This window comes from Yersinia enterocolitica, from assembly GCA_002082245.2.
In the GTDB taxonomy this organism is placed as follows: Bacteria; Pseudomonadota; Gammaproteobacteria; order Enterobacterales; family Enterobacteriaceae; genus Yersinia; species Yersinia enterocolitica_E.
On sequence record NBTC02000002.1, the window covers coordinates 3,248,040 to 3,261,109 of the forward strand.

Genomic DNA, 13,070 nt, shown 5'->3' on the forward strand with positions numbered 1-13,070 from the left:
TGAATAAGCCAGAGGTGAAAAATAATTAGTGGGGTGGCTCTTCCGGTTGCGGATGGTGGGGCAGTGCCAGGGCGGGGAGCCAGTCATTGGCGGTGTCGGATAAATCCATGTTGTAGCGGAAGCCTTTGTCGGTCCGGGCTTTTTTGTATTCTGCACCGAATTCTTTCATTACTTTGGGAAAGTCTTTGCCGAATTTGGTTAACGATAATGAACGCTGATGGCCGTAAGCCTCCATATAAGCCAGATAAGCGTGATACAGATAAATACGCGGAGCGCGCGGGGAAATTGCCAGCGTTCCCATATACATACCGACCGCTTCGCCCAGCTCGACAATGTGGGCGCAGAAGCCATAAAGCGGGTCGGCATCCCGCTTAACCCCCATCGCCTCCCGTGAATCTCGCTGCTCAAGTAGCAACTTTCGCGCATTGTCCTGATCGGCGAATTCGGCCAGCAGGCAGCGGATCACCACCGGCAGTTCTGCCGCGATTTTCTCGCCGATCAGCGGATCTTTATCCGCCTCTTTCACTGGATGGTTGAACGCGAAAATCACCCGCCGTCGGGCAATACCGCCTTGCCGCTCAGTGAAACTCATCGGCTCGTTATTGGTCGCCAGCACCACGGCGGTTATTAAAGTGCTGAATTGTTTCTCATATTTGCCGTCGATTTCCACTAAATCTCCGCCAGTGATGGCCTTGATACCCGCTCCCTCACCGACATATTTCACCTGATCGGGCAACGTAATCAGGCTTTTGCCGACAAACTGCGCGCGCCCTCTGGCCTGATCAAGCGCCGCCATATTGCCGGAGGCGGTGTTCTGGCGGCCAGCCAGCAAGGTGGCGATGTGGGTGAATACCGATTTCCCGCTGCCGCCCTCGCCGGTGACCTCGAGGAATAATTGCCAGTCGAAGCGGTTAGACAGGATCATGAACAGCGCGGCTCTGATGCGGGCCATTTTGGGTAATTCGTCATTGGCCGCATGGGCCAGCCACTTGGCGAAATGGGGGGCGTGGCGTGCCAGATTTTCGTCTGGTCGCGGTTCGGTGAATATGATGTCGTTATGATGCTGCAACCAATCATTGGCGCAATGCGGCCGGAACTGTCTGGCTTTCAGGTCATAAACCCCATTCTGAAAGCCGATCAAGTGGCGCGACGGCTCGGCCATGATCGGGATTTGCAGCTTCATCGCTTCAATGGCATTGCGGATACCGGCCGGTGAATAAGGCGTGTCGTTGGCGTTGAAAATCATCACCAGTTCGCGCCGCAACACACCATCGGGCAGCTTATCCCAGCGCTCGCCATCATAGTGATAAACCGTTTCACTCTCGGTATGCACCGCAATCTGCCCGTAATGTTCGGCCAATAACTGCCCGCGCTGGCTGGCGGCCATTTGCGATAATGTCGGATATAACCCTTTATTTTCAGACGCTTGACTCTCCGGCGGCGGCTGATACAAACCATGATAGAAGCTGTTACGCGCCTGCCCGGTACCGGCTTGCTGGCGGTAATCATCCCAATCGGCTTTATACGGGGTCGGCGGCAGTGTCACCCAACCATCGACCACGCTGGCCACTTTTTCTGCGGCCAGTTGGCCGGTATTAGCAGCACCTTGCGGGTTCACATCATTATCAGCCGCAATGATGATTTTCGCGCCAGGCCAACGGGTGCGGCATGCCAGTGCCACCGATAACAGATTACCGGCATCGATGGCGGCGATAACCACGGCGGCCGGTAGTAACAACGCCAGACTTTGTGCCGTGGCATAACCCTCGACTAGCACCACGGTCTCAGCCTGTGCTGGCAGCGATTTGAGTGGGATAAACGCGCCTTTTTTGCGGCTACCGGCGATCAGCTTTTTTGTGCCATCAGGCCGGATAATCTGTGCGCCGGTGCTGTCGCCCGCCATATTCTGTAATGTCAGCAATAACGAGCCATCCGGCAGAATAGGTAATTTATGGCCGCTCAGACCTTTATTAATTAAATAGCGAGATTCCCCTGGCGTGGTTTTCGCCATCAAAGAGGCCAGATCCGGCGCTTTAGGTTTGGGTAAGATACCGAGAATATCGGCCACCAGCTGCGCGGCTTCAGTTAGCGAGCATTGTCGGACATTTTTCACCAAATCTAAACCGTCACCGGATTGCGGTTCGCACTGATTACAAAACCACGTTCCCGCACCCTGACGGTCATCAAAACGAAAGCGATCTTTACCGCCACAAGCCGGACAGGGGGAGTGCTGTTTGCTGTGGCTGATCGCCAGCGCATCCAGAATAAAGTCCCATTTCCCGCGCGCCTGAGCCGCGACCCCGGCAATAAATTGATTCATGACTCTTCCTTTTTACGCCGGGTTTCCGGCGAATAAAATCCATTTTCGGGCCATTTCTAACACCCATAGCAATGTATTAAATTTTATAAATACAATTTATATATCAATTAGATACAGATAATCTGATTCTGCCATCCAGCAGTTGAACCCGGCAGAAATATTCGTAGACTCGCTACATCCACCGCGCCACCCTTGCTCCGTGGTGGATAAACGCCCCGATGGCATTGAGGCTTGTCGGGGCGTTCCTTTCGATATATCCGCAGCCGGAGGAAAATAACGTTTCTGTTATTTTTTAGCCTATGAACTACACCATTGAATATTACGATGACGACGTTATCACCCAGCTTCTTGCCCAACCCATCAGCTTGCAGGCCAATTTTATTAGCCTGGCTCAGCGTATGAAGCGCTACGGCGTTAGAATGGTTGATGCCACCCCGAAGCATTACGAAGAGGTGTTTGAGCTGTGTTTTTTTGAGCCGAAAGGCTGGAATCGCGTCATTTTTATGGCGCAAATAGACTGGCAGATTGTTATTTTGCATATTGTGGTGCAAAAAACGGCTTATATGCCGTGGAGAGAAAAGGGCAAAGCCGCCAAACGAATGAAGGAGTTGCGATTTGGATAATAAACGCCAACCGCCGAAGCTGTCCCATGAGCAAGTGGTCGCCCGGATGCTAAAGAAACCGGCGGTGAGGGCAGAATACGAGCGGTTGGAGCGCCAAGATTTCGCCATCATTGATGAAACGCTCAATGAAATACATTCCGAATAATGCTCCAGCGCGTTCATTGCTTATTTTCCCGTGAATGTGCAATTTGCTGATCAATCCAGTCATTTACCTCACTTTCAACAAACGCGATAGCCCGCCCGCCTATTTTTATCGGTGGCGGGAAGCGCTTTTGTTTTAGGAGTTTATAAATCCACGGTCGGCTAAAACCGGTACGTTTTAATACTTCTGGCAATCGGATTAATGATGAATAGGTCATTCCATGACTCCTGTTATCTCTCGGTGGCTACTGAATTAATTGAAACAAAATCAGGTCGTAATAGGGGGAAGTGACCAATAAATAATAAGAACCTTTATTCCGCTGATTTTAGGTCAATCCGTAACGCGAATACGTTAGTTGGAAGCGAATACCTTAGTTGGATATCCATAGTTGGAAACCAATAACGCCGAGTTGGAAATGAATTTCCGCTGGTCTAAGGATTATCGGCCTCGGGCAGAGAAACAAGCAGCGCCTCGCTGATCAAGTTACTCATTTGCTTTTCGGTCACCATTTCCCTACGGAACCCCGCATTGAGCATAGCCTGAGTCGCCACCCGGGCGATGGCGGTTTTATTCATTTTGACGCCGCGCCGGCACTGCGGGTTGTTCCTGGCTAACGCGATAGCCATACCGGCAATAAACGCCAGCGCGGTTTCTTTACCCGCAAAACCGCCCCAGTTTTCTTCCGCTTGCCGTTGCTCCGGCACTGGTGCAGCGCCGGACGGCAGTGGCCAGTGAAAGCTATGGGCCTTAAGCCAGCCCTCCACTTCAGCCCTTAATAAATAACCGTCATGCCGAATATCTTTATTCGCATTGGTATAACTAATATCTCGACAACTTAATAGGTTGCAATCCACTGCATCCCATAATGAGTTCTCATAATTAATTATTACCATTCCTATATCATCAGTTTGAATAGAATAAGGCATTACCCCAACAATCAATGCCGCAGTTTCTTTTATTGTAATATTAATTCTGGATAGAAATGGCGTTAACCATTTTGGCAATTTATCTTTAAGAATATTTTGATATTCTTCGTCACTGTCGCGCAGGTTAATCTGCAAAAGTTGTTCTATTTCAGTGCGGTTAAATCCGACGTAATCATAACAATTCATGCTGTTAATACCTTAGAAGGGAAGTTCGTGATCATCCTCCTCATCGGGCCGGTGATTAAATTCGCTGGGTTTATAACTTTCAGGTATCCACCCATCATAAGGCGCTCCATCCATTTTAGGGTTGGCCATCGCTGCCGAGAGCAGATCAAAATAGCAAAGTTTGGGGTCATCAAAGCTGGGTGAACGGATCACGCCGAGCGCGTCCTGAATCAATAACGGCGGTGTAACTGCCCTGGCATCTGTCAATTCTATCAGCAGCCAGTTGACTATCTGCGCCTGACTCATCGCGGGGTGGAGACGCGAAATTCGCTTAATCAACTCCCTGATACTGATAAATTCCTGCTGCTTTGCCTTGAGCTTTTCCGCTGGGTTTATCATGAGATTACTCCTGTTATCTCTTTATAAGCCGCCGAATCTTAACCCTGCTTATCGTCGCTGACCAAAAGTGCCATGCAACACATTACCCCCTAGTTCAAGGCTATCCATATAATCTGAATACCACTGCAACATCTCCTGCCGTCCATCGAGATATTGAGCATGGTTATACGTGCCACGAATTGAGTTTTTATCCACATGAGCAAGCTGAGTTTCAATCCATGCAGAGTTATAGCCTTGCTCATGCAAGATAGTGCTCATGGTGTGGCGAAAACCATGTCCAGTTAACCGCCCTTTATAACCCAGCAGTTCAATCACCTGATTGATGCTCTCTTTACTGATGGGTTTGCGGTGGTCATTACGGCCAATGAATACCAGCGGATAATGATGGGTCAGCGGGTGGAGTTGCTTAAACGCGGTAATAACTTGAATAGAAAGAGGAACAACATGGGGGCGTTTCATTTTCATGTGCTCAGGAGGGATGTGCCATAAGCCTTTATCGAGATCAAGATCCTCCCAACGGGCAAAACGCAGTTCTTGGGTGCGAACACCGGTCAACATAATAATCCGAGTGGCAGTTTTAGTAATTATGCTGCCAGTATAGCCCGCTAAATCTCGTAAGAAATAAGGCAACTCTTGAGCTGTGAGGAAAGGTAAATGCTGTTTCTTATGGGTTTGCAAAGCACCGGCTAAATCCGGTGCCGGATTATATTCCGCGCGCCCGGTAATAATGGCATAACGAAATACTTCGCCGCAGCGCTGGCGTACTTTACGCATTTTCTCCAATGCGCCACGCTTTTCCATGCGTTTGAGCGTTTCCAGCAATTCCATTGGTTTAATATCAGCTATTGGGCGACGGCCAATAAAGGGGAAAATATCTTTTTCAAAGGTATCGATAATTTCTTCGCGATAACGCAATGACCAGCGATCGGCTTTATTTTTATGCCATTCCCGCGCCATTAATTCAAAGCTATTTTCCATCGCTATTTTTTGCGCCAATTTCTCAGCTTTTTTAGTCTCTCCGGGATCTGTTCCGGAGGCTAAAAGCTTCTTCGCCGTTTCTCGTTTTTGACGTGCATCGGCCAGCGATACATGGGGATAAACCCCAAAAGCAATGCGCTTCTCTTTGCCGCCATAGCGGTATTTCATACGCCAGTATTTCGCCCCACTGGCACTGACTTCGAGATATAACCCTCCCCCATCAGTCAACTTGTAGGATTTCTCTTTCTGCTTTGCAGTCTCTACCTGGCGGGCATTGAGTTTCATTTGGGGGCATCTCTAAAATGACAGTATTTTTATGCCCCCAATTATGCCCCCAGCACAGGGTAGAAACCAGTAGACCACGGTAGATTCAGACAGACTACTTTCCATATAACCATATGATTATAAAAGGATTTATTGACGAATAGAGAAAGCAGGAGATAGGCCTTGGCGGAAGATCACAGGAGTCGAACCTGCCAGGGACCGCTGGCGGCCCCATCTGGATTTGAAGTCCAGCCGCCCCACCGGGGACGATGATCTTCCATTTGGAAGAATGGTGTAAGGCGGTGATTATAGCTTGTTTATTGTATGGTGCTAGCCATTCAATAAACATGATGAATAATCCCCTCAAGTAAGAGTGGGATGAGACATTATTGAGAGTACCGAATCAGTTAATAGCTCACTTCGCCATATTTATCGCGGTGTTCTTTCGGGGTAATGGAATAGCCTTTTTTGAATACCGAATAGAAGTATTGTAGCGATGGATAGCCGCACATTTGCGATATTTCATTGATAGGCAAGGAAGTGGCAGCCAATAAGTTACGCGCCCGATCAAGCTTTTCTTCATGAATTACGCCATGAATGGTCTGCCCAATGTCATCCTTAAAGCGTTTTTCCAGATTTGAGCGCGACATTCCTACCGCATCTAATACCTGCTCAACCTTAATCCCCTTACAAGCATGATGGCGAATATAATGCATCGCCTGAATCACTGCCGGATCACGTAGCGAGCGAAAATCGGTTGAGCGGCGGGCCATGACTTTAACCGGTGGCACCAGAATGCGCTGTAATGGCGCTGTCTCTTGTTGTTTCTGACGCTGATTAAGGCGTTGATGCAACAACTTAGCTGCCCGATAGCCCATCTGTCGGGTTCCCTGCACCACCGAAGAGAGTGCCACCCTCGATAAATAGCGGGTTAACTCTTCATTATCAATACCAATAACACTCAGCTTCTCGGGTACCGCAATATCCAGATGCTCGCACACTTGGAGCAAATGTCGCGCTCGCGCATCCGTCACAGCAATAATCCCGGTCTGGTGTGGTAAGGTCTGCACCCAGTCCGCCAGGCGGTTCTGGGTGTATTGCCAGTTAGCCGGCGCGGTAGCCATTCCTTGATAAACCACCCCTTGGTATTGCTCCGCCGCCACTAACTGTCGGAAAGCATATTCTCGCTCCTGTGCCCAGCGTTTATCACTGCTGGCAGGCAGTCCGTAGAAAGCAAAACGATTTAAACCCTTTTCTTTCAAGTGCATAAAAGCAGCCTCAACCAGCGCTGCATTATCCGTCGCAATATAATCGACCGGCGGATAATCTGCCGGTTGATGATAAGAACCACCCACGCCAATAATCGGGACATCTACATTCGCCAGTAATTGCTCTATCTGCCGATCATCAAAATCGGCAATAACACCGTCACCCAGCCAATCTCGAATGTTATCGATACGGCAACGAAAATCCTCTTCAATAAAAATATCCCAATCACATTGTGAAGCTTGTAAATACTCACCGACCCCTTCCACCACTTGCCGGTCGTATACTTTGTTAGCGTTAAACAGCAAGGTTATCCGGTAGCGTTTCTCAAACATGGGAATGGCTCCTGAAATAGGTGGGATATCAAGACTCAATAAGCAGAGAGATCAACGCAGTATGGCATTGATCTCTCTGCAAAAAGATAGGGTTAAACCCGGCGTTTGGTCGCGGAATCCATCCATACAGCCAGCAACAAAATCGCACCTTTGACAATGTACTGCCAGAAAGTCGGCACATCCAGCATGCTCATCCCATTGTCGAGAGAAGCCATAATAAATGCGCCCATCACGGCACCAGCAACACTGCCGATACCCCCTGCAAGGCTGGTACCACCAATCACACAAGCTGCGATGGCATCCAATTCGGCAATATTACCCGCAGAAGGTGAACCCGCCCCCAGGCGGGAACTAAGAATCAGACCGGCTATTGCCACCATCAATCCATTGATAGCAAATACCGCCAGTTTGGTGCGTTCTACATTGACCCCAGATAAACGGGCTGCATCGATATTGCCGCCAATGGCGTAGATCCGGCGACCAAAAGCAGTCCGGGTAGCCATAAATATACCGGCCAGCATCAGCGCCGTAAGAATTAATACCGGGGTAGGGACACCACGATAATCATTCAATAAATATATAGCCCCAAGAACTATTACAGCAGTAATAGATTGGCGAGTAACATCTCCCTGGGGTGCCGCAACCGGCAAACCCAGCCGAATACGGTGACTACGCCGACGCCATTGCCAGGCCACAAACAACATCAGGCCAATCGCCCCGATACCAAAACCGAATCCATTAGGCAGGTAGCTTTGGCCGATTTGTGACATCGCATTACTGGTTGGCGATACCGTGGTGCCGTTGGTAATACCGATTAAGATGCCACGGAAAGCCAGCATTCCGGCAAGGGTGACAATAAATGAAGGAACTTTGCGATAGGCAACCCACCAACCGTTCCATGCCCCCAGTACTAGCCCCAAGCCTAGCGTAACCACAATGGTTAGCGGTAACGGCCAGCCAAGCCACACATCAAAAATCGCGGCCACACCGCCCAGCAACCCCATCATCGAACCGACCGACAGATCAATCTCCGCTGAGATAATGACAAACACCATCCCCACCGCCAAGATGCCGGTGATCGCCGTTTGGCGCAGAAGATTCGAGATATTTCTGGCGCTGAGATAGGCCCCTTCAGTGGTAAAAGTGAAAAACAGCATAATAATGGCAATAGCGGCCAACATGACAAAAACTTGCAAATTAACTGATTTTAGCCGAAATAGTGGCTTTTTAACGCCATTTTCTGGTGTATTCAGTTCAGACTGATTAGCTTGCGACATGGGTTTCACTCCTGAGTGCGGCTTCCATGACCTTTTCTTGGGTCAGGTTATGGTTAATGAGATCAGCTTTGATGCGCCCCTGATGCATGACCAACACCCGATCACTTAATCCCAAAACCTCCGGCAATTCAGAAGAAATCACAATGACCGCAATTCCCTGCTGGACCAATTGATTGATAAGTTTATAGATTTCATATTTTGCGCCGATGTCTATACCACGAGTTGGCTCATCGAGAATCAAAATTTTCGGGTTCAGTAACAGGCATTTAGCCAGAATCGCTTTTTGCTGATTACCACCGCTAAGGCGGGCAATCGCCAGCTCTGATGAAGAGGTTTTGACCTTTAACCGCGCCAGAGACTGCGCAATGGTGGATTGCTCTTTGGCATCATCCAGCATGCTAAAAGCACCGGTAAAATCATCCAAGGCCGCCAGTGTGATATTCGCGCCCACCCCCATCACCGGTACGATGCCGTCTTTTTTGCGATCTTCTGGCACCATCGCAATGCCCAATTTCATCGCCTGCTGACACGTGTTGATGGTCACCGGTTTACCATCAATAAAAATATCTCCCTGCCAACGGCCCGGATAGACGCCGAACAGACATTGCACTGTTTCGGTTCGACCTGAGCCTACCAACCCGGCAACACCTAGAATCTCGCCACGTTTCAACACGAAAGAGACCTCATCGACCCGGCGAATATGGCGGTTGACCGGATGCCAGGCACAGAGATTTTCCACCCGTAGAATTTCTTCGCCAATATGGTGGGCTTCATGGGGGTAAAGCTCTTTCAGTTCGCGGCCTACCATCATAGCGATAATGTCATCTTCGCTCATGGTCGCCGCCGGGCGGGTACCAATATGACGACCATCGCGGATCACACAGATATGATCGGATATCGCTTTGACTTCATTCAATTTATGCGAGATATAGATACAGGCAATACCGTGGTTTCGCAGGTCACGGATAATATCCAGCAAAATAGCGGTTTCACTTTCAGTCAGTGAGGCGGTAGGTTCATCTAATACCAGTAGCCGCACTTGTTTATTCAGCGCTTTCGCAATTTCAACGAGCTGTTGCTGCCCAAGGCCCAACTCACCGACGGGAGTGTGAGGGTCGACGACCAGTTTGACCTGTGCCAACATCCGCTGGCAGCGTAAATACATGGCATCGTAATCCATAATGCCGAAGCGCCCCCATTCGGAACCGAGGAACATGTTTTCCAGCACCGACATCTGTTTCACTAACGCCAGTTCCTGATGAATTATCGCAATGCCCTTTTGCTCTGTTTCACGAATATTTTTGGCCTGTAACATTTCGCCTGAAAAAAATATTTCTCCCTGATAAGAACCGGTGGAATAAATACCACATAACACTTTCATTAGTGTGGATTTCCCCGAACCGTTTTCACCACATAACGATAATATTTGTCCGGCCTCTAATGTCAGGCTGATATTATCTACGGCTTTAACCACACCGAATTGCTTAGTAATATTTTTCATTTCTAGCAGGTAGGGCATAACCCCTCCTTAATACTGCTGATTTTATAGCATTGCGGCTACATTAAATAACGGCCATGTTAATAAATTAAATAACTGGCCGTTTATTACAAAGTCCAATCAGCAATATGCCAATCAATAAACATCTGCTTTTTTGTGGAATCCGTCGGCTATGATAGTGCTATCAATATTGCTTTTATCAACTTGAATCGGTGTTAATAAATAAGCAGGAACATCTTTTATACCATTATTTAATTTACTGTTGGCTTTTGGTTCCTCACCTTTACCCAGGGTGACTGCAATTTCTGCCGCATCATTGGCTAATTTACTGATTGGTTTATATACGGTCATGGTTTGCGTACCCGCAACAATTCGTTTTATTGCAGCCAAATCAGCATCCTGACCGGAAATAGCCACCTTCCCTGCCAACCCTTGTGCGGCTAACGCCTGAATTGCCCCGCCAGCAGTTGCATCATTGGATGCCACCACAGCATCAATCTTGTTATTGTTGGCAGTGAGTGCATTCTCCATAATTTTCAAGGCATTTTCTGGTAACCAGGCATCAACCCACTGATCACCGACAATTTTTATTTTCCCCTCTTTTATCAGTGGATTAAGCACTGTCATTTGCCCTTGGCGGAACAACTTGGCATTGTTGTCGACGGGTGACCCACCCATCAGGAAGTAATTGCCTTGCGGCACCCGCTCAACCAGGCTTTTCGCCTGCAACTCACCCACTTTTTCATTATCAAATGAGATATAAAAATCAATATCAGCGTTATTTATCATACGATCATACGCTAATACCTTTATCCCTTCCCGTTTAGCCTCGGCGATAACGTTACTTAATACTTGACCGTTATAGGGAATAATAACTAACACATCAACGCCACGATTAATCATATTTTCTATTTGTGACATCTGTGTTTCTTCATTGCCATTTGCAGATTGCACAAATACTTTAGCGCCAAGTGATCCAGCTTTGTTAACAAAAATGTCGCGGTCTTTCTGCCAACGTTCCAGGCGGAGATCATCTATCGCCATACCGATTTTAATTTCTTTACTAAATCCGGGCTGGCTAATCATCACCAGAGCGGCACATGCGGAGAGTAAAATGTTCTTAAATTTCATCTTTCGGTACCTTTCTTATTGTGCAAGCAGGGTAAGAGAAACGGTAAACATCGACTGCAATAGGGATTGTTGACGCTTATTTGCACATCGGCAATTACAGATTTTCATCCGCCAATTATGTTTTTTGGTTTAATGTTAATTTTATGATAACGATCATGTTTTCTTCCTCATAAAATGCATAATTCCATTACGGGATGTTATCCGTGTAATGAATATCTAAGCATTTTTATAATTAAGCGGTTATTTATGAGATCTACACCACAATTAATAATTCTCTGAATTTAAGTGTGAAATAACGTAATTGAGAGAATCGCTAACAACTCCGAAGATAAAAGCTCATCAGCCCGGCAAAAGCGGGGCCAGCTTCCAAGGAGTATTGCATGCAATCTTATTTTGATGAATTAGAACAAGTGCGTTACGAAGGCAGCCAGAGCGCTAACCCGCTGGCATTTCATCATTACAACCCGGATGAAATTATTCTTGGTAAGCGAATGGCCGACCACCTCCGGTTTGCGGCCTGTTATTGGCATACCTTCTGCTGGGGCGGGGCCGATATGTTTGGCAGCAATGCCTTTGATCGCCCGTGGCAGCATCCGGGGGATGCACTGGCTCTGGCAAAACGCAAAGCCGATGTCGCATTTGAATTCTTTCATAAACTGAATGTGCCTTATTACTGCTTCCATGATATCGATGTCTCGCCAGAAGGCGCGTCAATGAAAGAGTATCTTAATAATTTTGCCGTTATGACCGAGGTATTGGCCGAGAAACAAGAGAGCAGCGGCGTAAAATTATTATGGGGTACAGCTAACTGCTTTACCCATCCACGCTATGGCGCGGGGGCAGCCACTAACCCTGATCCAGAAGTCTTTAGTTGGGCTGCAACTCAAGTCTTTACTGCCATGAATGCCACCAAAAAACTCGGCGGTGAAAACTATGTGTTATGGGGCGGGCGTGAGGGCTACGAAACACTGTTAAACACCGATTTGCGCCAGGAACGCGAGCAGATTGGCCGCTTTATGCAGATGGTGGTGGAGCACAAACATAAAACCGGTTTCCAGGGCACGCTATTAATTGAACCTAAGCCACAGGAGCCCACCAAGCATCAGTACGACTATGACGTGGCTACCGTTTATGGCTTCCTCAAGCAGTTTGGGCTGGAAAAAGAGATTAAAGTAAATATTGAGGCCAACCATGCCACATTGGCGGGCCACTCGTTCCATCACGAAATCGCCAGTGCTATTGCCTTAGGTATTTTCGGTTCAGTAGATGCTAACCGTGGTGATCCACAGTTGGGCTGGGATACCGATCAGTTTCCAAACAGTGTAGAAGAAAATGCGTTGGTGATGTTTGAGATCCTCAAAGCGGGTGGTTTTACTACCGGTGGGCTGAACTTTGATGCAAAAGTACGCCGCCAAAGTACCGATAAATATGACCTGTTCTATGGCCATATTGGGGCGATGGATACCATGGCGCTGGCACTGAAAGTTGCCGCCAAAATGATTGAAGATGGTCAGTTGGATCAACGCGTTGCCAAGCGCTATGCCGGTTGGAATACTGAGATGGGTCAGCAAATTCTGCAAGGTAAACTGTCGCTGGAAGAGCTGGCACGCTATGCCGAACAGCATAACCTGAATCCGCAACATCAGAGTGGTCATCAGGAGCAGTTAGAAAATCTGGTTAACCGCTATTTATTCGGCTGATGTTTAAGATGGGGCACCCGCTGCCCCAATCTCACCTATAAGGAAG

General features: G+C 48.1%; 12 protein-coding genes. 2 read left to right on the forward strand and 10 right to left on the reverse strand.

Annotated features, from left to right (window positions below):
- Window positions 1-25: 25 nt before the first annotated feature.
- Window positions 26-2,320: a DNA primase gene (locus tag A6J66_016350; GenBank protein PNM25606.1), complete on the reverse strand. Its 2,295-nt coding sequence runs from the start codon at window positions 2,318-2,320 to the stop codon at window positions 26-28.
- Between the two features lie 299 nt (window positions 2,321-2,619).
- On the opposite strand from A6J66_016350, the gene A6J66_016355 reads away from it, so the two are divergent.
- Window positions 2,620-2,943, forward strand: a complete 324-nt coding sequence (locus tag A6J66_016355; protein ID PNM25607.1) for a hypothetical protein — start codon at window positions 2,620-2,622, stop codon at window positions 2,941-2,943.
- Window positions 2,944-3,101: 158 nt separating this feature from the next.
- Here the strand turns inward: A6J66_016355 and A6J66_016360 are convergent, their stop codons facing one another.
- The 9 genes from A6J66_016360 to xylF all read right to left on the reverse strand — a co-directional run bounded on the left by A6J66_016360 (window position 3,102) and on the right by xylF (window position 11,324).
- Window positions 3,102-3,302 carry an AlpA family transcriptional regulator gene (locus A6J66_016360; GenBank protein PNM25608.1) on the reverse strand — a complete coding sequence of 67 codons (201 nt, stop codon included), beginning with the start codon at window positions 3,300-3,302 and terminating at the stop codon, window positions 3,102-3,104.
- 214 nt (window positions 3,303-3,516) lie between these two features.
- Entirely contained in the window at window positions 3,517-4,197 is a 681-nt protein-coding gene (locus tag A6J66_016365) for a hypothetical protein (GenBank protein ID PNM25609.1), read from the reverse strand.
- Window positions 4,198-4,209: 12 nt separating this feature from the next.
- On the reverse strand, window positions 4,210-4,575 hold the full coding sequence (locus tag A6J66_016370; GenBank protein PNM25610.1) for a hypothetical protein: 366 nt from the start codon (window positions 4,573-4,575) through the stop codon (window positions 4,210-4,212).
- A 48-nt stretch (window positions 4,576-4,623) separates the two neighbouring features.
- Complete coding sequence (locus A6J66_016375) at window positions 4,624-5,838, reverse strand: integrase (protein ID PNM25611.1); 1,215 nt, start codon at window positions 5,836-5,838, stop codon at window positions 4,624-4,626.
- A gap of 94 nt (window positions 5,839-5,932) precedes the next feature.
- On the reverse strand, window positions 5,933-6,166 hold the full coding sequence (locus tag A6J66_016380) for a hypothetical protein (protein ID PNM25612.1): 234 nt from the start codon (window positions 6,164-6,166) through the stop codon (window positions 5,933-5,935).
- 58 nt (window positions 6,167-6,224) lie between these two features.
- Window positions 6,225-7,418 (reverse strand): XylR family transcriptional regulator, encoded by a 1,194-nt coding sequence (locus tag A6J66_016385; protein ID PNM25613.1) that lies wholly within the window; start codon window positions 7,416-7,418, stop codon window positions 6,225-6,227.
- A gap of 92 nt (window positions 7,419-7,510) precedes the next feature.
- Window positions 7,511-8,695 carry a sugar ABC transporter permease gene (locus A6J66_016390; protein PNM25614.1) on the reverse strand — a complete coding sequence of 395 codons (1,185 nt, stop codon included), beginning with the start codon at window positions 8,693-8,695 and terminating at the stop codon, window positions 7,511-7,513.
- Window positions 8,682-10,214, reverse strand: coding sequence for a xylose ABC transporter ATP-binding protein (locus A6J66_016395; GenBank protein ID PNM25615.1), 1,533 nt, complete (start codon window positions 10,212-10,214; stop codon window positions 8,682-8,684). Before A6J66_016395 ends, A6J66_016390 begins: the two co-directional genes overlap by 14 nt.
- Before the next feature lie 114 nt (window positions 10,215-10,328).
- On the reverse strand, window positions 10,329-11,324 hold the full coding sequence (gene xylF, locus A6J66_016400; GenBank protein ID PNM25616.1) for a D-xylose ABC transporter substrate-binding protein: 996 nt from the start codon (window positions 11,322-11,324) through the stop codon (window positions 10,329-10,331).
- Window positions 11,325-11,704: 380 nt separating this feature from the next.
- On the opposite strand from xylF, the gene xylA reads away from it, so the two are divergent.
- Complete coding sequence (xylA, locus tag A6J66_016405) at window positions 11,705-13,024, forward strand: xylose isomerase (protein PNM25617.1); 1,320 nt, start codon at window positions 11,705-11,707, stop codon at window positions 13,022-13,024.
- Window positions 13,025-13,070: the final 46 nt, after the last annotated feature.